16 protein-coding genes are annotated in these 19,760 nt (G+C 59.0%); 8 read left to right on the top strand and 8 right to left on the bottom strand.

The features are described 5' to 3' along the window. The first annotated feature begins 23 nt into the window (after positions 1-23). From HEP89_RS14910 to HEP89_RS14890, 5 genes are all read left to right on the top strand, one after another. Positions 24-791: an FkbM family methyltransferase gene (locus HEP89_RS14910; RefSeq protein ID WP_062487718.1), complete on the top strand. Its 768-nt coding sequence runs from the start codon at positions 24-26 to the stop codon at positions 789-791. 22 nt (positions 792-813) lie between these two features. After that, complete coding sequence (locus HEP89_RS14905) at positions 814-2,193, top strand: tetratricopeptide repeat protein (protein WP_082809687.1); 1,380 nt, start codon at positions 814-816, stop codon at positions 2,191-2,193. 160 nt (positions 2,194-2,353) lie between these two features. Next, a complete protein-coding gene (locus HEP89_RS14900) occupies positions 2,354-2,914 on the top strand; it encodes a hypothetical protein (RefSeq protein WP_168692386.1) in 561 nt (186 codons plus the stop codon). 16 nt (positions 2,915-2,930) lie between these two features. Beyond that, positions 2,931-3,716: a hypothetical protein gene (locus HEP89_RS14895; protein ID WP_168692385.1), complete on the top strand. Its 786-nt coding sequence runs from the start codon at positions 2,931-2,933 to the stop codon at positions 3,714-3,716. Positions 3,717-3,807: 91 nt separating this feature from the next. Next, positions 3,808-4,629, top strand: a complete 822-nt coding sequence (locus tag HEP89_RS14890; protein ID WP_168692384.1) for a hypothetical protein — start codon at positions 3,808-3,810, stop codon at positions 4,627-4,629. Positions 4,630-4,760: 131 nt separating this feature from the next. Here HEP89_RS14890 and HEP89_RS14885 read toward each other — a convergent pair whose 3' ends face one another. Then, a complete protein-coding gene (locus HEP89_RS14885) occupies positions 4,761-4,985 on the bottom strand; it encodes a tautomerase family protein (protein WP_168692383.1) in 225 nt (74 codons plus the stop codon). A gap of 149 nt (positions 4,986-5,134) precedes the next feature. Here HEP89_RS14885 and HEP89_RS14880 point away from each other — a divergent pair, with 149 nt between their 5' ends. Both HEP89_RS14880 and HEP89_RS14875 read left to right on the top strand, forming a co-directional pair. Then, the gene (locus tag HEP89_RS14880) at positions 5,135-6,742 is read left to right on the top strand and encodes a winged helix-turn-helix domain-containing protein (RefSeq protein WP_168692382.1); all 1,608 of its coding nucleotides are present in this window, start codon (positions 5,135-5,137) and stop codon (positions 6,740-6,742) included. Positions 6,743-7,114: 372 nt separating this feature from the next. Beyond that, a complete protein-coding gene (locus tag HEP89_RS14875) occupies positions 7,115-8,548 on the top strand; it encodes a glyceraldehyde-3-phosphate dehydrogenase (RefSeq protein ID WP_055655809.1) in 1,434 nt (477 codons plus the stop codon). 491 nt (positions 8,549-9,039) lie between these two features. Here HEP89_RS14875 and HEP89_RS14870 read toward each other — a convergent pair whose 3' ends face one another. The 7 genes from HEP89_RS14870 to HEP89_RS14840 form a co-directional block, all read right to left on the bottom strand. After that, a complete protein-coding gene (locus HEP89_RS14870) occupies positions 9,040-9,261 on the bottom strand; it encodes a hypothetical protein (RefSeq protein ID WP_168692381.1) in 222 nt (73 codons plus the stop codon). A gap of 481 nt (positions 9,262-9,742) precedes the next feature. Further along, positions 9,743-10,459, bottom strand: coding sequence for a response regulator (locus HEP89_RS14865; RefSeq protein WP_168692380.1), 717 nt, complete (start codon positions 10,457-10,459; stop codon positions 9,743-9,745). Beyond that, on the bottom strand, positions 10,456-13,497 hold the full coding sequence (locus HEP89_RS14860) for a PAS-domain containing protein (RefSeq protein ID WP_168692379.1): 3,042 nt from the start codon (positions 13,495-13,497) through the stop codon (positions 10,456-10,458). The genes HEP89_RS14865 and HEP89_RS14860 overlap by 4 nt, the downstream gene beginning before the upstream one ends. A 477-nt stretch (positions 13,498-13,974) precedes the next feature. Further along, complete coding sequence (locus tag HEP89_RS14855; RefSeq protein ID WP_077292152.1) at positions 13,975-14,727, bottom strand: DeoR/GlpR family DNA-binding transcription regulator; 753 nt, start codon at positions 14,725-14,727, stop codon at positions 13,975-13,977. Then, on the bottom strand, positions 14,727-16,409 hold the full coding sequence (locus HEP89_RS14850) for an ABC transporter permease subunit (RefSeq protein WP_168692378.1): 1,683 nt from the start codon (positions 16,407-16,409) through the stop codon (positions 14,727-14,729). Before HEP89_RS14850 ends, HEP89_RS14855 begins: the two co-directional genes overlap by 1 nt. After that, positions 16,406-17,446, bottom strand: a complete 1,041-nt coding sequence (locus HEP89_RS14845; protein ID WP_168692377.1) for an ABC transporter ATP-binding protein — start codon at positions 17,444-17,446, stop codon at positions 16,406-16,408. Before HEP89_RS14845 ends, HEP89_RS14850 begins: the two co-directional genes overlap by 4 nt. A gap of 87 nt (positions 17,447-17,533) precedes the next feature. Continuing rightward, positions 17,534-18,541 (bottom strand): ABC transporter substrate-binding protein, encoded by a 1,008-nt coding sequence (locus HEP89_RS14840; RefSeq protein WP_022998042.1) that lies wholly within the window; start codon positions 18,539-18,541, stop codon positions 17,534-17,536. 202 nt (positions 18,542-18,743) lie between these two features. Here HEP89_RS14840 and hisN point away from each other — a divergent pair, with 202 nt between their 5' ends. Further along, positions 18,744-19,532, top strand: a complete 789-nt coding sequence (hisN, locus tag HEP89_RS14835) for a histidinol-phosphatase (RefSeq protein WP_168692376.1) — start codon at positions 18,744-18,746, stop codon at positions 19,530-19,532. Positions 19,533-19,760: the final 228 nt, after the last annotated feature.

The following is a 19,760-nucleotide window of genomic DNA, read 5'->3' as shown; positions in this document are numbered from 1 at the left end:
ATCAGCCAGGACCTCACTGCCTCATGACCATGCCGGAATTCTACAGCGAGTATTCCCCGCAAGCCCTGACAGACCTTCGGGAAACGCTTGTCGGTCAGCTGAAACATGTTTTCGGACCGAGCCGGGGCGGCTTGCGGCACGAGATCTGGGCCGTGGAAAAGGCCCTGGGCATGCACCAGCAGTATTTCAGCCAATCCGGCCAGGACAAGTTCCTGAACGACGAGATTCTGAAACACCGTACAGGCGGCGTTTTCCTGGAACTTGGCGGATATGACGGGCTCACTGGTTCAAACAGCCTTTTCTTCGAAAAGGAACTTGGCTGGACCGGGCTTTTGATTGAGCCGTCGCCGGCAAACTTCGCAAAGGCGACGTCCGTTCGCGGCTGCAGCTGCCTCAACGCTGCGGTCGGCTCGCCGACACCTTTCGCGGAATTCCTGGAAATCCGAGCCGGCTACACCCAAAGCGGCGGTCTGCTTGCAAACATCGCTCCGGACCTTCTGGAGAGGATCCGGCAGCATCCCGAGCACGACGAGCGCATTGCAAAGATACCGGTCCGCTCGATCAGGGAGATACTGGCAGACGCGGGAATTGAGCATATCGATTATGTGTCTCTCGACGTTGAAGGCGGCGAGATGGCTGTCCTGGAAGAGTTTCCCTTCGAGACCATCCCGGTCGAAGTGTGGACCATCGAGAACATTACCGACAGTCCCGAGATCCCTACCTTCATGGCTGGAAAGGGATACGAGGTGATCGAGTTTATCGGCATAGACGAAGTCTACAGAGCAACGTGAACGGGACAGCGCAGCAGACCAAATGACCAGAGACCCCGGCCCCCTGAAGGCAGATGACTTGTACGAAATGGCGCTGCGAAGCTTCGGCCGGGAGCAATGTGCCACGGCAATTGCCTATGCCGATGCCTGCCTGAAGCTCGCTCCGGGTCATGTGGACGCCTGGCTGTTGCAGGCGGAGGTTCATCTTCTGGAGGAGCGGGATACGGCTGCACTTGCCTGTCTTACCCGGGCTGCTGCCATCACGCCGCCAAGCATCGTCGCCCTGCACCGCCTTGCTGCGCACTATCTGCGCCTCGGACGCCCGGAAAATGCCTTGGCCGTGGCAGAACAGTTGAAAAACCTGCAGCCGGACGATCCTGAGATAGACTATGTCCTGGCTGTCGCCCGCTCCAGATCAGGCAGGCATGGCGAGGCATTCAACATCTTTCAGAGGCTCTTGCACGACGATCCGGACGACGCCGGTTCAGCTATCGAAGCCTCCTGGCTGGCTCTGGGGCAAAGGGACTATCGGCGTGGCTGGCCGCTTTGGGAGCATCGTTTCGGCGCCGGCATCACTCCGGCCGCCGTTCACCACCTGCCCTTCTGGGACGGATCTCCGCCAGCGGAGAGGAAAATCCTGGTTCTGCCCGAGGGTGGGCACGGCGACATCATCTGGGCGGCGCGGTTTCTGCCAGGCTTGAAGGCTGCCGGCGCAAGCGTCCATTTTCTGTGTCCCCCCGCCCTGTCGCACCTCCTGCAGAACCTTCAAGGTGTCGACATCTGGGTCGAGAATGCTGAAGAGCTCCCTGGGTATGGCTGCGAGTTTCAGATCTCGCTTCTGTCACTGCCTTATCTGCTTGGTGTCGATGATCCGTCCCGTTACCCACCTCCGCGCCTGAAGTGCGATCCGGCGTTTGCAGAAAGGCGGGACGCCTTGCTTGCAAGGGCGAGAGCACCGCTTCGTGTCGGTATCCTCTGGTCGGGAAACGTGGACTACGGTGGCAACGCGGACCGGGCAGCGCAGCTCTCGGATTTTCTGCCGCTTGCCGAACTACCCTTCGTTCAACTCTACAGCCTGCAGAAAGGGCCGCCCCATCGCCAGCTTATCGAAGGCGGGTTGGGTGACCTTGTCATCGATTGCGACGATTTCGATTTTGCCGAAACCGCCGCCATGATCCAGTCGCTGGACGTCATCGTGATGACCGATAGTGCGGTGGGACATATTGCCGGGGCGATCGGCACACCGGTCTGGCTGCTGCTCGACACTTTTCCCCACTGGTATCACTGCTTTGAGGGAGACCGTTCGGACTGGTATCCGGACATGCGTTTTTTCCGGCAACAGCATCCGCGAGACTGGAGCAATGTCGTCAGGAACGTAGGCGAAGCTCTGAAAGGAGTTGCGGAAAGCAGAGGCATTTTGTAACTTTGTGTCAGTTTAGCACTTAAATCTTTTATAGTATTTGGTTCTTGAGGGATAAGCTTTGGTTGACCGAAAGAAACCGGGGATCGATCAAGATCTCGTAAAACTGGGCGCAGGCAGAAGACCCTCAGCCGACAGCTCCATGGGCAGTCGGCCCGGACAGATGCATTCCGAAACCCTAACCGCCGGTCCGGCTGGATACGCTCCCTTCTCCAAACGGCCGGCGATGAACACGATCTATGCAGGACATCCGGGCGCGCGGCGACCGGTGATGGACACCATCTATGCAGGTCATCCAGGCTATCGCCGACCGGTGATGGATACCATCTACGCTGGACATCCCGGCCATCGCCGACCTGGGATGGATACCATCTATGCCGGCCATCCCGGTTTCCGGCGGGCAGCTATGGAGACCGTCTATGCTGGTGGCGCAGGCTACCGCCGACCGGGAATGAACACCATCCACCCGGGACATCCCGGCTCACGGCGCGCGGTGATGAACACCGTCTACGGGGGGCGCGCGGGGTCACGGGTTCCAAACGCAAATACCGTCTTCTCACCGGGCTACGGCGTGTCTCAAATTCAGACGCGGCAAGTCACGGATCCCTTTACCCGCCAGCCCGTGACCGTTTCCTACAATACCGTCACCGGCCTTTATCTCGACAAGAGCCTCAATCGCTGGCTCCCAGCTCCGCCCTGGATCAGTGCACAATTCCGGCGATAACAAGGGCGGTGCTCCCGTGCTGAGTTTCAACGTTACCGTCGATGCAAGCGGCGGAAACACTGAAGGCAGCGGGCCGGCAACGATCGGCTGGCTGCTGGCGGGCGACGAATCCCAACTGGTCTACAAGCCACCGCAAAGGCTGAAACAGCCCTCAGCCCCGCGCCAGCGAACCCATGCCAAATCCGTGACAGCCTGCCCTGCGGTCCTGGGACTCGAAAGCCGGCTTTTCGAAGTACTATGCCCTTGCGACCTTTCCCTTCAGATGGCCGAAACCGACTTCGGTGAACCCGTGGTCGTGAACGCCGACGGGCCAATGTCCTCGGTTCGAGACGATGTCTTCACTCACCTGATCATTCTTCATCCGCGCGAAGAATGGCGCTCGCCCGACCGCCCCATCCTGCAGATGCGCCTGCCGTATATCTTCGTTGCGGACGAGCCCACCTACATGTCGCAGCTGCCACCGTTTCAACATGTCGGGAGATCTTCGCTTCCCGGCCTGATGATACCGGGAAGGTTCCCGATCAACGTCTGGCCGAGAACGCTGACATGGGCGTTCGAATGGCACGATATCTCCGCCCCCCTCATCCTGCGCCGCGGAGACCCGCTGTTTTATGTTCTTTTTGAAGTCTACCCCCAGTCTCGCGCCATCCAGCTGGTGGAAGCGGAACTCACTCCGGAGCTGCAAGCCTATCTGCAGCAGATCAATGGCGTCGTCGGCTACGTGAACCAGACCTTTTCACTGTTCAAGGAAGCAGAAGAGCTGCGACCGGCGCAACTCGTAACTCCAAAGAAAGCACCGTAGGAAACCGGTGAAACTCTGCCGAGGTCCTGACGCCTGTCCCGAGACACCCGGCATCCATGCCCCGGCATCACCTTCAGAGAGGCAACAGGAAATGGCGAATGAGGCCGACGGAGCAACACCGCTCATCATCATGATTGCGATGCCGACCCGCGGCCAGGTCGAGCTGCCGACGGTTCGCTCCCTCATCGCGTTGACGCAAGAGTTTCAGCACCACGGACTACCGTTTGCGTTCGAAACCTATGGTGCCGCAAACCTCGTCATCAACCGCAACCACCTTATGAGCAAATTCCTCGCCCACAAGCAATTCAGCCACATGCTGATGCTCGACTCCGACATGGAGTTCACGCCTGAGGCCGTGTGGCGTCTGGTCGCCTTCGGCGGCGATTTCGTCAGCGCCTCCTACCCGCAGAAATATTACAACTGGGATCTGCTCCGGCAGCTGATTGAAGCGGAAACCGCCCTGCCGGAAGCCGAGCGCAGCCCGATGGAACAGCTCGTTTCCCGCAGCATGACCTACAATCACCAGCTTCGCGACTATGACAACACCGATTGGCACCCCGACCATCGGGATGGTTTCATCTCTATTCCCGCCGGCGGCCAGGGCCTGACGCTCTTGAGCCGAAAGGTGCCGGAAACCATGGTGGAACGCGGTGTCGTCACCAACTACCCCGACATGTCGCTGATCCCCGCCCATGCCGACATGGAGTATTACGACTTCTTCGGCCACCTTCCGACGCCAAGCGGTCGGTTATTCCTGCATGAGGACCAGAGCTTCAGCCTGCGCTGGGTACGCGGTTGCGGCGGCACCATCTGGCTGGACTACCAAACCGAAATCCGTCACGCAGGCTTGCATACCTTCGAAGGCAGGTATTCCGACAAGCTGCAGGACGATTTTCCCTCGCTTGAGGTTTGACGGCAGGTGATGCGTTCAGCATGGAAGCAAGGGTCTCACTGCGCATGAGCGCCTACCGGCATCTTCCGTTCAAAACGCAAAAGGCCGCGCTACAAGGCACGGCCCTTCTTGCAACAGTTTTTTTTGCAGCGTCAGGCGACTTTCTTGCCCGACATGGCATGAACGTCCGCTGCGCCCAGGCGCTGACCGCCAATGGCCCAATCACCCTGCTCGACTTCCACGATGCGGACCCAGGTGACCGGGCGCATGGCTTCGCCTTCCACGGCGACCATGGCTTCGGTCACCTTTTCGATCAGCTGGTGCTTCTGTTCGGGGGTGAAAACGTTCTTGATGACATCGATCGTAACCAGCGGCATTTCATATCTCCTAGTTCAAGTAACAGTGTTTCCAAGCAACATCGGACGTTCCCGATGAACAAGAGATACGCCTTACCCAGCGGCAATGCTTGACGGGGACATGAATATAACTGACCTTTTCATGAAGACTTTCGGGGAAAGGGGAACGTGTGCCGCAAGCCGACGCCCTGGTGTTTACCTTTGACGGATTTGAACTGGACGGCACACGTTTCGAATTGCGCCGTGATGGCGAACGCGTGGCGATCGAGCCGCAGGTCCTCTCCCTTCTCTTGCTGCTGGTCGAAAACCGCGACCGGATGGTCAGCAAGGACGAATTGATAGAGCATGTCTGGGACGGACGGATTGTCTCCGAAACGGCAGTGGCAGCGCGGATCAAGGCTGCGCGCAAGGCTGTCGGGGACAAGGGCAGCACACAGAAAGTCATCCGGACGATCCATGGCAAGGGGTTCCGGTTTGTCGCGGAGACCGAAGTTTCCGGTGTCCAGGCAAAGGCACCCCCGGCGCGTTCGGGCCTGATCACCGAGGAACAGGCCGCCCCGGCAATTGAGGAAGCGCTGAAGACCGCGCGCGACGGGCGGCCCTCCATCGCCGTCCTGCCCTTCCAGTATTTTGGCGAACCGGGCCAGCACGAAATCGTGGCCGATGCCCTGCCTGCCGACATCATTGCGGATCTGTCGCGCCTGCACTGGCTGTTTGTTATCGCACGTGGATCGAGCTTCCGCTTTCGCGGACCCGATGTGGACCCGTTGTCCGCCGGTCGCCAACTCGGCGTTCGCTACGGGCTCACCGGCACAGTCGAACTTGCGGGTGAAAGCGTCACGATCGGCGTTTCGCTGATCGACATGACCAGCAGCGGCACGATCTGGGCGGAACACTATCGTGGCAGCCTGTCCGAATTGCAGCAGCTCAGACCGGAAATCGAAAGCCATGTGGTTGCCAGTCTGGCGGTTCAGATCCCGCAGAACGAAGTGCGTATCGCACGCAGACGCGCTCCGGGAGAACTGGATGCATGGGCCTGTTTTCACCTGGGGCTGGATCACATGTACCGGTTCAACCGGCAGGACAACGCCCGTGCGTCAGAACTGTTCACACGATCCCTGGAACGCGATCCCTATTTCTCCGGCGCCATGGGCGGGCTGTCCTTCACGCATTTTCAATCAGCCTTCATGCGCTTTGCGGAAGATCCCGAAGCCGAGGTCGAAAAGGCCCGCGCGCTGGCGCAGCAGGCGGTGGAAACCGACAGGCTCGATCCTTTTGCTCACTTCAATGCCGGGCGGTGTTCCTGGCTCGATGGCCGGCTGGAAGATTCAATCGCCTGGTTTGACCGGGCAACCAGCCTCAGTCCCAGTTTCGCCCAGGGTGTCTATACACGCGGGCTGGTGAGCGTGATGGCAGGTCAGGCAGCGCAGGCCGATGCAGATCTTGCTCTGGCGCTGGACCTCAGCCCGCTCGACCCGCTTGCCTATGGCATGGTGTCGGCACGTGCGCTGGTGCAATTGCAACTGGGCGACAGGCACAGGGCGGCAGAGCTTGCCGTGAAAGCAGCGCAGATGCCTGGTGCGCACAAGCATATCTCCTTGATCGCGGCCCTGACATCACACCTGGTCGGCAAGAATGCAGAAGCCCGGCAATGGCTGGCCCGGGCGAGACAGGCAGATCCGGAAATCAGTTCGGAAGTCTTCTTCGCGTCCTTCCCGTTTGCCGAAAACGGCGCTCGCGAAACGATAGAGAAAGGCCTGCGTGAACTCGGGGTGTGAAAAGGCTTCGCGACCCCATGACTTCGGGAACCCGATACGTCATCAACACAGGACTTGCCTGACGCCCGATGTCTGCTTGAAACCGCAGTCCGAATTCAACAGCAAATGCCGTCGACGGGCGTGAATTACCAGATTTTGCTCTGCACTTCTGCGTTCAGACCAAGTCTCTGCGAGTTGATTATCTGCACTTGCAAGGTTCCAGATGTAACGCTTCCAGCGGCCTGGATGCGACCAAAAGCACCCTCCCCAAATTTCAATCGATTAGTCTTCAAACTGCTTATGGACATTACGTTTCCACAAGAGCTAAAGACCGTGCGCAGGACAAAGACTTGCTACTCAGCGCGCTGGAAAGACCATAAGGGAGTTTTGTGTATGGCGGCCATGGATAACCACTTCGACAACTGGAAGGAACAACAGTCCGCTGCCGAGCAGATGATCCCGCTGGTTGGGCATCTCTACCGTGACTACGGCATCAACATCCGGATTTTTGGCCGGCGTCTTCTGAACAACTCCGCCATCGAGATCCTCAAGGCACACCGCTATGCCCTGCAGATCACCGGGCAGGAACTGGACGTCACCAAGAGCCTTGAAATCGTCAAGGCAATGCTGGAGATGGACCTGGCCGCCTCGCGCGTCGACCTCGGCAAGCTGTGCCACGGCTATATGGAAGAAGGCGGTGACGTTAAGAGCTTCCTCGAGAAGCAGCTCGCCAGTATCAACACTGGCAAGACATCCATCCTGCAGGAACCCCAGGATGTTGTTCTCTATGGCTTCGGGCGCATTGGACGCCTTCTTGCTCGCATGCTGATCGAACGCGTCGGTGCCGGCAACAAGATGCGCTTGCGCGCGATTGTTGTGCGCGGCGGCAAGGCCGGCGACCTGAAGAAACGGTCCAGCCTGCTGCGACGGGACTCCGTCCACGGCGCTTTCAGCGGATCCATCACCGTTGACGAAGAGCAGAATGCGATCATCGCCAACGGCAACTACATCCAGGTGATCTACGCCAACTCTCCTGCCGAGGTCGATTACACCAAATACGGCATCCGCAATGCGCTGGTGGTCGACAACACCGGCATCTGGCGCGACGAGGATGGTCTTGGCCAGCACCTGAAATGCCCAGGAGCAGCGAAGGTGATCCTGACCGCGCCGGGCAAGGGCAGCATCAAGAACATCGTCTATGGCGTGAACCATGGCGACATCTCGGCGGACGACAGGATCCTGAGCGCGGCCTCCTGCACCACCAACGCCATCACGCCGGTGCTGAAGGTGATCAATGACGAGTTCGGGATCGAGAACGGCCATGTGGAAACCATCCACGCCTTCACCAACGACCAGAACCTGATCGACAACTACCACAGCGGGGATCGCCGCGGCCGGTCCGCTCCCCTGAACATGGTGTTGACGAGCACGGGTGCGGCCAGCGCGGTCGCAAAGTGCCTGCCGGAAATGAAGGGCAAGCTGACCGGCAACGCGGTGCGGGTGCCGATCCCCAACGTCTCCATGGCCATCCTCAACCTGAACCTCAAGCGCGAGACGACGGCCGAGGAAATGAACAATTACCTGCGCGGGATTTCGGTGCAGTCGCCGATGCAGGACCAGATCGACTACACAGCCTCGACCGAACTGGTTTCCTCCGACCTCGTCGGCTCCACCCATGCAGGTGTGGTCGACAGCCAGGCAACCATCGTCGACGGCGACCGGCTGGTCCTTTACGTATGGTATGACAACGAGGCGGGCTACAGCACACAGGTGATCCGCCTGATGCAGGAAGTTGCGGGCATGAAGTACCCGTCTGTCCCTGCATAACCCTACCGTTAAAGAACAGGAGGGGCCCAAGCCATGTCTTGGCCCCTTCCATTGACTTTTGCCGTGAAGCTGCGCGAAGCGCTTTTGCCCCATCAATGCGCAGGACGGGGTGAGGTTTTTTTGTGGTTTGATGATCACTGCCGGCTGTTGCCGAGCGCCGGACCAAAAACCGAACACGTCGGTCAGCGCCGCGCCTTGAAATCGGTTGCTCAACAGTTTGGGCTAGGTGGTAAAAGCAGGCATTCAAAAAAGGCGTAGAAATTTCAAAACACCTGGAGAGGAGAGCTTGCCTGAAGGGGCCAACCGGCCGTTTCAGATGTCTTCTTCTTGAAAATCTGTCTGCGGGCAATTCAACGGCTTGATGGGTAAAACCTGGCAAGCAAGCCAAAACACATCAATGCCAGTCGAATTGCACCGCAGGAGAGGTGACCCTTATGACGTCTTGTTCACGCCGAGGGTTTCTGGTTGTCAGTTCCGGTCGAGGTTAGGCCTCAACGAGATTTCTGACGGGAAGATTTCTTGATCTTCACTGTCTGCGTATCGGAATTGCTTTCGTGACCGATCTTGCCAAGTTCGTCGACAAGATTGTCGATGCAATCCTGAAGCGCCTGACCTTCAAGTCCCCAGCAGCTCTGGCCAGCGGAAGCAGGCGTTGCCTGGATCAGGAACGTGGACATGACAGCAGCCAGTGCGAAAGAAGTGGTTTTTATCATAGTAGTTCTCCATTTGGTTTTGGCGTCGGCGACCTTGCCGACACACCAAAGATGGGAACCTTTCTTTTCAGCCCCGTTTCACCGGGTGTTTCAATTGTATCCGGTCGTTCGCCCCACTGAAATATCCGACACATTGTTTCAAATGCGAGGTCTGAGCGGGGATTGAGCTGGGCGACAAAACCCCAGACAAGATCTGTGTAAACGACTGAAGAAAAACATCTTTTGAAAAAACTTGAAAAACCGGATCACGCGCCGGGGAAAGCGTTTTCCCATGTCCGCCCGGTATCAAAAAGCCCGCCCCTGCACACACCAAAGGTACAATTGTTACCGTTCACAAGGAGACAGCGCGGATCTGGGGCTGGATTGATGCGCCAAAAAGCCGGGATGCTGACCAACAGGACGCAAATTCCGGCTCTGACGAACTGGAATTTGCGGCAGGCATCACAGCTGACGGGGTTTCCCGGGTCGCCGGGAAGAGCACTTAATCGAAGACGTAGCCCAACCCTCGGACCGTTCTGATGGTCTCGGGTTTTGTGGGATTGAGTTCTATCTTGCGGCGCAGCCTTGAAATACGCAGATCGATCGAACGATCGAAAGGTTCCCAGCCCTTGTCGTGTGCCTGCTCCAGCAACTGGTCGCGGTTGAGAACGCGTCCACGGTTCTCAACGAACACCCTGAGCAGCTGATACTCCATCGACGTAATCGCAATTTCCTGACCGTCGCCACCGATCAGCCTCGCCCCGTCCAGATCCAGACGGCAGGTACCAAAGGGAACTGTGCCTGCTTGCCGATCCTTCTGCCGCGCACTTGTCTCGTCAAAACTTCTGCGCCTCAGTGCGGCTTTGATCCGGGCCTCCAGTTCGCGCAGGTCGACAGGTTTGCCGACATAATCGTCGGCTCCCATTTCCAGCCCCACCACGCGGTCGATCACATCACTTGCTGCGGTCAGCATGATTACCGGCACGGTCGAGGTGGTTCGAAGGTCACGCAACGCGGTCAGACCATCCGTACCAGGCATGTTCACGTCCAGAATGATCAGCGCCGGTTCCAGGCTCTCCAGAAGCCGTTTCATGTCGTTGGCGTTTGGCGCCTCAACAACATCATAGCCGCGCTCGGCGAGATACTCGGCAACCATTTCGCGAAGATGAGGTTCGTCGTCACAGACCAAAATTTGCTTCGCACCCGGAGCCCCGCTCATGATGTGTTTTTCCTGCTGTCCAGTTGATTTAACAAACAAGCCAGATCCTTCTTGGAAATGGGCTTTTCAATGTAGGGGCGCTCGCTTTCGATCAGAAATGTCTGAACGGACTTCCCCATGGCATCGCCCGTCATGAAGGCGATACGATCCTTGTAAGCGGGCGATAACCCGATCAGGCTGTTGTAAAATGCGGCACCGTCCATGCCCGGCATCTTGTAGTCGCTGATAATCAGATCGACGGATGTGTGAGACAGGCGCGCAAGAGCCTTGCGTGCGCTGGTTTCCTGTATTGCCTGGCAACCGAGATCTGCAAGCAGGTCACAAACGAGCTCGCTGACCGCGACATCGTCATCAACGACCAGTACCCGTTTGCGATGATGCGTTCCGCCTGGCTGGGCCTGCGAGGTGTCAGTTGAAGCCTCTGTTTCCATTGCGGGCAGCCGCACGAAGAAACTCGTCCCCTTGCCAACGGATGAACTGACTTCGAGAGTGCCTTCATGGGTGTCGACAACCCGGTGACAGAATGCCAGGCCGACACCTGTCCCCTCACCCACGTCTTTTGTCGTGAAAAACGGCTCGAAGATGCGGTCCCTGATTTTCTTCGTCATCCCCGGACCATTGTCCCGGACTTCAAGGACTGCCTGGCCGTCTCTTCCGTCGTGGAACGTCCGCAGCACAAGCACCGCGTCTTCACCAAGCGGCGAAAGGGCGTGTTCCGCATTGATAATGAGGTTCGTAACGACCTGGACCAGCTGGTCCGTATCGCCGAGGATTGAAGGAAGATCCTCATCAAACTCCGTCTCAATCCTGGCTCCGTTGGAGCGCAGCCCGTAGCCGGCAAGATCAAGGGCAACCGAGGCGATTTCGTTCAGCGTACACGGTTCCAGATTTGCCGGTCGCTGGCGCGCCATGGACAGGAAAGCCCTGACGATCCGCGCGCTTCTGTCGGCAGCCTCCGCGATGCGGTCGATGCGCTTTTCCAGAACCGGGTCCTTGAGCTTTCCCTGAAGCATCTGGGCGTAACCGGTAACGATGGAAAGGGGATTGTTGAGTTCGTGCGCGACACCGGCAAGCAGCTCACCCAGGGCGGACAGTTTTTCGTTCTGGTGGGCAATGTCACGCTGTTTCTGCAATTCCTCCTGCATGGCCAGAAGGTCCGAAATGTCCCTTGTGGAGGACACGATGACATTCTCGCCCTTGTAGTCGGTCACGCGGGCGGCGGTGATGCCTTCCATGATTGAGCCGTCGGCCCTGCGGAACTGAACCCGGTAATCATCAAGTGTTCCCGTCGGCAAGAGCGCTTCCAGATATCGCTCCCGATCCTCCGGCTTCAAGAAGAAATTGAGGGTCGTGTCGATATCGCCGAACCGCTCTCGTGAAGCAGGCGGGCAGTAGATGATTTTTCCATCTTCGATGCGGGATACGAGAAAGTTTGCCGGGCAGGCCTCGACGATCTTGTGCAGAAGCAGATCCGCCTCGCGCTGCTCTTCCTCGGCCCGTCGCTGCTCGGTCACGTCGATAAAGGAGACGAGGTACCCGTCCAGTTCGGTTCTGTGGGCTGACGCCAGCAGAATACGTCCACCGGCAAGATGGATGGCCTGCTTCTTCTGGTAGGATTTCACGAGCAGCGTCAGCTCGCACATATAGGACGTCTTGTCTTCGCCCTCGGGAACAAGAACGACGCCGTTGTCGATCAACCGGCCCAGGATGGTGAGAATGTTCTCCCCGGCAACGGGCGGCGCCAGTTCACTGAAGTACATTTCGTACCAGAGCCGGTTTCCGAGCACGAAATTGAGGCTCTTGTCGAAGAGCACCAACCCCTCATCGAGAGATTGAATGGCATCATTCAGGGTGGCCAGGCTTCTGGCCTCGGTTTCTTTCAAGGCGGTGATGTCGGTGACCACGACAACGCGGCTGTTATGTTCGGAGATGGCTCGCTCGACACGATAGTGCCGGCCATCCCAGAAGCGAACCTCCATGGGTTCCAGCGTCTCGCGCTGCTGCTTCACCGCAGCGGTGAAGAGCTCAGCCGCGCGGTCGCCTACTTCCTGCCCGGCAACCATCGATATCTGCGGTGCCAGCAAGTCGATCCGCTCAATATCCGACAGCTTTAGAATTTCGGCCGCGGTCAGGTGAAAGGGCGCTGCAAACGCATCATTGCAATGCGTGAACTGCCCGTCCGGCCCTTCAAAGGCGATACCCACCGGCAACCGTTCAACCGCGGTCGTAAAGCGCCGCTCCGCCCTGACGCGATCCGTGACGTCTTCAATCGTGAGCAGCCGTCCTTTCAGATTTGTCTCGTAGGCGCTGCCAACCAGCTCCCTGTTCTGATTGTTGGGTATCGGATACCCCTTGATAGCAAGGCGTATAAGCCGATCCAGCTCATCGAGAATTTCGGCGGGTTTCATGCCTCCCGGAAGCGGGATCAGGCCGCATGCTATGGCCTCGGCGTGGATGTCGCGCATCGCACGGCCAGGAACGAAAAGCCTCCCGTCCGGGTCGCCAATCTCCCGAAACTTCTTGTTGGCAAACACCAGCCGGTCATCATCATCGACGAGCGCGATACCAACGTCGACGGCATCAACCGCGCCGTAAAGGATCTCTCTTGCACGCGCCTCTGCGGTCCGCTGTTCCGTGATGTCGCGAACCTTCACGACAATGCTGCCGTCTTTCAGATGCTTGAGATAGATCTTGTGCTGGCTGCCGTCGGCAACCTTGATCTCGATCTTCAGTTTTCCCCTGGCCGCCAAGGTTTCCAGGACACCAGGCAAACCGCCTTCAGGGCTGCGAACGAAGGAAATGTGCCCACTGCCGACAGCACTGCCGACGATGTCGTCAAGCCGCGCGCCGGGAACAAGCAGATCCTTGTGCGGACCAAGCATCTCCGCATAGCGTTTGTTTGCGAAAACGAGCCTTCTGTCACTGTCGTAGAGCACAAAGCCATCGCTCAGCGCCTCGACAGCTTCTTCCATGAGCAGCTGGATCCGGTTTCTATCGGCTTCACTTTCAGAAGCACTCGCTCCGTCTTGAAGCAACATTGGATCTCACTTTGTATCAACGCCTCGGCAAGGGCGGCAGGCCGGACCTCATTTCTACGTAAGCTTCTTTTCAGTTTGGCCTTGCCGTTTGTATCAATTGTATCATGTCGCAAGCGTCGAGGGCCCGCAAACCGGGATTGAACATTGCCCATTGTCCGGCCTGGCCGACCCATTTGGAACTTTCTGCCCCCTTCCTTGAGGCCTGAAGGTAGCTGGAACCGGCAAGCTGAAACCATGGGCTTTCGATATCAAGGCGGTCGATATCCGGTCGGGAGAAACGCAGGCTGGGGATGAATGGGGCGAAGCGGCAACTTGATGCGGGTGCCGATTACCCATGTCGCCATCGCCGATCCCTCCACCAGAGCTGAACAAAGACGACATTGAACAGACGCTTCAGTTTGCCGAACCAGGCGCGAGTGCAGAAAACCTGTACCGCGTTGTGCAATCGGGTCCTGTCTATCGAGCGGTTTTCGCTTCTCAAGCCATTACGTCTATGGCCGCTTGGCGGAAGGCCGCTACCTGCTCTTCAGTTGCTGCCCTGTTTGTCACAAGCCTGCCGATCTCTCCGGCCTCCAAGGCCTGAACCCTGCTGGTTTTTCCAAGCTTGCTCTGGTCGGCCAGAATAACCGTCTGCTGCGCCTGTGCCGCCATGGCTTTGGAGATTTCAGCTTCCTGCAGGTCGTAGAAGAACGCACCCTTGGTCGGATGCACCCCAACCGGAGCCGAAAAGCACAGGTCGACACGGAAACGGCGGATTTCAGACAGCGTGAGTTCGCCGACCGTCGAAGGAACGTCGGCCGCCATCCGTCCACCGAGCAGCAGCACATCCTTGCCCGCCCCTTGCAGCGTGGTGGCAATATCAATCGAGTTGGTGATCACCGACAGATCCGACAGCTTGGCCAGTTCGCGGGCAAACAGGGCCGTAGTGGTGCCCGCGTCCACAAGGATCGTCTGTCCGGGCTGGATCAGTCCGGCAGCCTTGCGGGCAATCTCCGACTTTGCCCGGATCTGCGTCGTCATCCGTTGGCGGAAGGGCTCCTCGGAACGCGGCTCGGGCAAGACCGCGCCGCCATGGACGCGGCTGACCTGTCCAGACTCTTCCAGGTCCAGCAAATCGCGGCGCACCGTCTCGCGAGAGACGTTCAGCATCTGCGCAAGATCGTTGGCGCTCACCTGCTGGCTCGCACTTAGCATGGACAGAATGAGCCGGTGACGTTCTTTCGCCCACATCAGGTCCGCACCTTGCTCCGGTTGCCTCGTCCCATCAGCACCAGCGTTCCCTTCATGCTCAAAAGCGCAATACACACGACTGCCATCACACAGGTGGAAAAGGCTGCCGCCTGCGAAGTCAGACCGGCATCGTCCAGCCGCATGATGGTGACAGCCGCCACGCTCAGGTCAGGCGTGGTGAGGAAGACGACTGCCGACAGGGTTACCATGGACCGCATGAACAGGAAAAAGAACACTGAAACGAGCATTGGGGCAATGAACGGCGCGACGATATCGACGGCCGTCCTTGCCATTCCAGCTCCAAGACTGTCTGCAGCTTCCTCGAGCGCCCGGGGCAACTGGCGAAAACCGGTCATCACCGTCAGAAAACCCTGCGTGTGGTAGTGGTAGAAGTTGATGACCGCGATGAGGGCCGCCGTCCCATAGAGAAGGTAGAGCGGCGTCGCGGTTGAATTGAAAGTCAGGATATAGGCAAGCCCCAGCACCATCCCGGGCACTGCGGCCGGCATGGCGGCCAGCATCTGGATGGGTTGGGCCACGCTGCGCGGAAGGCGGCGCAGCCCGAGGCACAGGAGGAAGACCGCAAGCGTGCCTCCCGACGCTGCCATGAGCGATATCACGATGGTCATCCAGAGCGAGGAATACCCCCCGGCCAATGTGATGTCGTAGTGCTTGAACGACAGCGCCATGTTGTAAGGCCACAGGGTGACAAAGCTTGCGTAGACGACAATGCCGATAACCGCGACGATGCCGGTGCAGACCAGAAGCGACAGGAACGCCATGACCGGGTCGCGCACGGGTGCGAAGGAGGGCCGATACGGCACCTGGCCAGCCATCTGTCCGACCTGTTGCCGCTTCATTGCCTGACGCTCGATCGCATAGGAAACCACCGTCGGCAACAACAGCATGATGCCGACGACAGCTCCCATGTTGAAATTCCGCTGGCCGACCACTTGAGAGTAGATTTCGGTCGCCAGAACCGAGTAGTCCCCGCCGATCACCGCCGCGTTGCCGAAATCGGTGATCGTGATTGTGAAGCAGACGAAAGCCGCGTTGAGGATCCCGAAGCGCGCCGCGGGCAAGGTCAGGTCGCGAAACTGGCGTGACGGCGAAGCGCCCATGACTTCCGCAGCTTCGTAAACACGCGCGTCCAGCAGGACCAGCGCCGCGCCGATTATCATCACCGCCTGCGGCAAGGCATAAAGAGTGTTGGCGATCAACAGCCCCCAGAAGCCGTAGATTTCGATCTCGACACCCAAGGCACGGCTGATGACGCCGTTGCGTCCCAGAAGGAAGATCAGCCCGAGCGCCTGCACGAGCGAGGGGGCGAGCAGCGGCAGGACGATCACACCGCGGATCAGCCACTTGCCCCGGAAAGCGCAGCGATAGAGCCCATGCGCGATGATGAAACCCAGGAAGACGCTGAGAACTGTGGTGGCAGCCCCCATGATCAGGGAATGTTCGGTCGCACGCCAGAACCCCGTCGACCCCAGAACCCTCGTGTAGTTGGCAAACCCGTAACCATCGTCAACCGTCAGGGAACGCAGGAACACGATCACCATCGGGTAGAGAAAAAAGAGGACGAGCCCAATCAGCGGCAGCCCAACGCAAACAAGTGTGAGCAGCCGGTCTGCATCCAGTTGTTTGCGCGCTGGCGTGGTCATCGTTTCCACACCGCTCATGCGGCGGTCTCGGCAGGCTGTTGGGTGATGTCGTCAGCCACCCAGGTGCAGGCTTCCGGTGGAATGCTCAGGTTCACGCGTTCGCCCTCGTGACAGGAATTATACCCGTGGGTCTCGACGACCAGCGGGCCGATTGCGCTATCGACCTCAAGCCGTCTGAGATTGCCAAGGAAACTGATGCTGCGCACCGTGGCGTTGCCGTCCCGCGCCGGGGTCAGACTGATCTGTTCAGGGCGAATGCAGGCAACATGCTCCGCCCCCGATCCCCCCGGCCACTTTTCCATCAGATCCGGGTATTCACGCCGGATCGGGGCGGCAGAAACGAGATTGCTGATCCCCATGAAGTCCGCCACAAAGCGCGTCGCCGGTCGATGGTAGAGGTCTTCCGGCGTGCCGGCCTGCACCACGACACCATGGTTCATGCAGATGATCTTGTCCGCCAGCGCCAGCGCCTCTTCTTGGTCATGTGTCACCATCAAGGTTGGAATGCCGAGCGAACGCTGAACATGGCGGATTTCGTCTCGCAGTTCGGCCCGGACCTTCGCGTCGAGCGCCGAAAGCGGTTCGTCCAGCAGCAAGACGCGCGGGTCGACGGCGATTGCCCGTGCCAACGCGATCCTCTGTTGCTGCCCGCCGGACAGCTGACCGGGAAACTTGCCGGCGACTTGCGGCAGTTTCACCAGCTCCAGAAGTTCCGCCACACGCCGTGAAATCTCCGACCGCGGGGTGCCACGTATCTTCTGCCCGTAACCGATGTTTTCGGCCACTGTCATGTTGGGAAAGAGCGAGTAGGACTGGAAGACGATCCCGAAGCCCCGCTTGCGTGCGGGAAGGTTCGAAAGCGCAGTCCCCTCCAGAAGGATTTCGCCGCTGTTCAGCTCCGTCAGGCCGGCGATCAGCCGAAGGAGTGTCGTCTTGCCACAGCCGGAGGGACCCAGCAGGCAAACGAATTCCCGTCGATCGATCTCGATCGAGACATTGTCGAGCGCTTTGAAGGCCCCGAAGGTCTTAGTGGCGTTACGGACGGTCAAGTACACGGCGGATCGGTCTCCTGTCAAAGGTGCGCGGGCCTCCAGTGAAGCCCCGCGCGCTTCTGGCGGCAGCCGGAGCTGCCGCGGGCACGATCAGCGGCCCAGCTTTTCTTTCCAGGTTTCCTTCACGGCCGTCTGGTTCTTGGCCGCGGTGACGAAATCGATTTTCGCCAGGACGGTCGAAATATCAGCCGGCAGGCCCGCTTTTTCAGCTGCTTGCGAAGCATCGACACCCGGAACCGTGATCAGCGCCTTGTACTGCTGGTAGAGACCGATTGCCTCGTCAGACATCGTCCAGTCGAGGAAGGCTTTTGCCGCATCCTTGTTGTCGGAGCTTTCCATCAGGCCGGATGCTTCCAGTTCATATCCAACGCCTTCCTCTGGGAAGACCATTGCCAGCGGATAACCTTCCTCGATGGACTGCATCGCGGTGAAAGCCAGTGAAATGCCGACAGTGTATTCGCCGACGCGTGCGGACTTGCAGGGTTTGGAACCGGATGAAGTATATTGTGCCATGTTCGGATCGACGGCTTCGAGCTGTGCCCAGCCGGCCTCGTCACCCATGGTTTGCAGAACCGCATTGACGTGCAGGTATCCGGTCCCGGAAGAATTCGGGTCCGGCATCAGGATCTCGCCCTTGAAGTCCGGGTTCTCCAGATCCTTCCAGCTCTTGGGCATCGGCAGGCCCTTTTCCTCAAGCCGTGCCGTGTTCACGCAAAACGCGCCCATGTAGCCGATCGGAGCAAACCATTTGCCGTCTTCACCACGGAAGGAGGCAGGCAGAACATCGACGCCCTTGGCTGCGTAGGGTTCCAGCATCTCCAGGATCTGGGGATCCATCATGGCGCTGACGGCCCAGCCCCAGATCACGTCGGCCTGCGGGTTGCCCGCTTCTGCCAGAAGACGCGCGCCCAGCTTGCCCGTGGACAGGCGCAGCACATTGATCTCGGTATCGGGCATCGCCTTCTGGGCGGCCTCGATATAGGCCGCGATCTCTTCTTCCTCAAGCGCAGTGTAGACGGTGATTTCGTCGGCAGAGGCTGTTGCCGTCATGCCGACGGCAAACAGCGAAGCCAAGGTGAATTTCGTCCAGGTCTTCATTGTCGTCTCTCCTTGTTGATCCACGTGTTCGTGTGCCAGTGCCTGCCCCGGATCGGATCCTCCCGAGACCCTTTGTTATTGCCGCGTCCTCTGTTCGCGGTTCTGGGGATATTTGTGTAGTCTTGCATTTTTGTGGATTTTGTCTAGAGTTAATTTGCCGGCTGACCATCGTTGCCAGCTTCCCCGCAGACAAGGAAAACCCATGCAAAGCTCCACGACGCCGCCCGAAACGGAGATGCTGGCGCGTTTTGCCGACGGGCTCGCCAACGTGGCCGACGCCATGGCGATGACCTACTTCCGCAAGCCATTGGACGTGGAACAAAAGGCCGACCTTTCCCCGGTCACGCAGGCTGACCGCGCCATCGAGGCCGCGATGCGTGAAAGCATCCTCAAAGAGTTCCCGGCCCATGGCATTCTTGGCGAAGAGCATGAGGACGCACGTCTGGATGCCCAACACCTCTGGGTGCTCGACCCGATCGACGGGACAAAGAGTTTTGTTTCCGGGATGCCGACCTTCGGCACGCTCATTGCCTGCCTTTTCAACGGGACACCGGAACTCGGCATCATCTCGATACCGCCGACCGGCGAACGCTGGACGGGGCGGCGTGGTGAACCGTCAACATTCAATGGTGAACCTTGCTGCACCAGCGGCCGGCACCGACTGGCCGACGCGATCCTTTACACGACCACACCCGACACGTTCGACACCGAGGGACGCGCGCAGTTCGAGGCACTCTCAAGCAAGGTCGCCATGCGCCGCTTCGGGGGCGACTGCTACGGATACGGACTGCTGGCTTCAGGCCACATTGATCTGGTGTTCGAAATGAATCTGCATCCCTACGATTACATGGCCCTCATTCCGGTTATCGAGGGTGCGGGAGGCGTGATCACCGACTGGAAAGGTGAAAGGCTCGGCCTGCACTCCGAAGGTCAGGTTCTCGCCGCGGCCAACGCCGCACTGCACGCAGAAGCACTCGCCGCCTTGTCCTGACCCGCCTTCGACAGTGCCCTGGGCTGTCGCCCCCGCGCCGTCCCAATTCAGATCCTGTGCCCGTGCCGGCGTCGTCAGCCCGGGAGACATGACGAGGCTGCCTGTCAACGCCGTTGCCAGAAACAGGGCATCCGACGCTGGAGGGATGGTGCACGGCCACGTGCAAAGTTCGGCAACCAGGGTGCGGAAAACGACGGCATTGCGGCACCAAGCATCCACTCGGCAAGG

The organism is Labrenzia sp. 5N, assembly GCF_012395805.1.
Classification (GTDB): Bacteria; Pseudomonadota; Alphaproteobacteria; order Rhizobiales; family Stappiaceae; genus Roseibium; species Roseibium algicola.
Note: the sequence above shows the minus strand (reverse complement) of the source record. Positions and strands in the feature narration are given on the sequence as shown.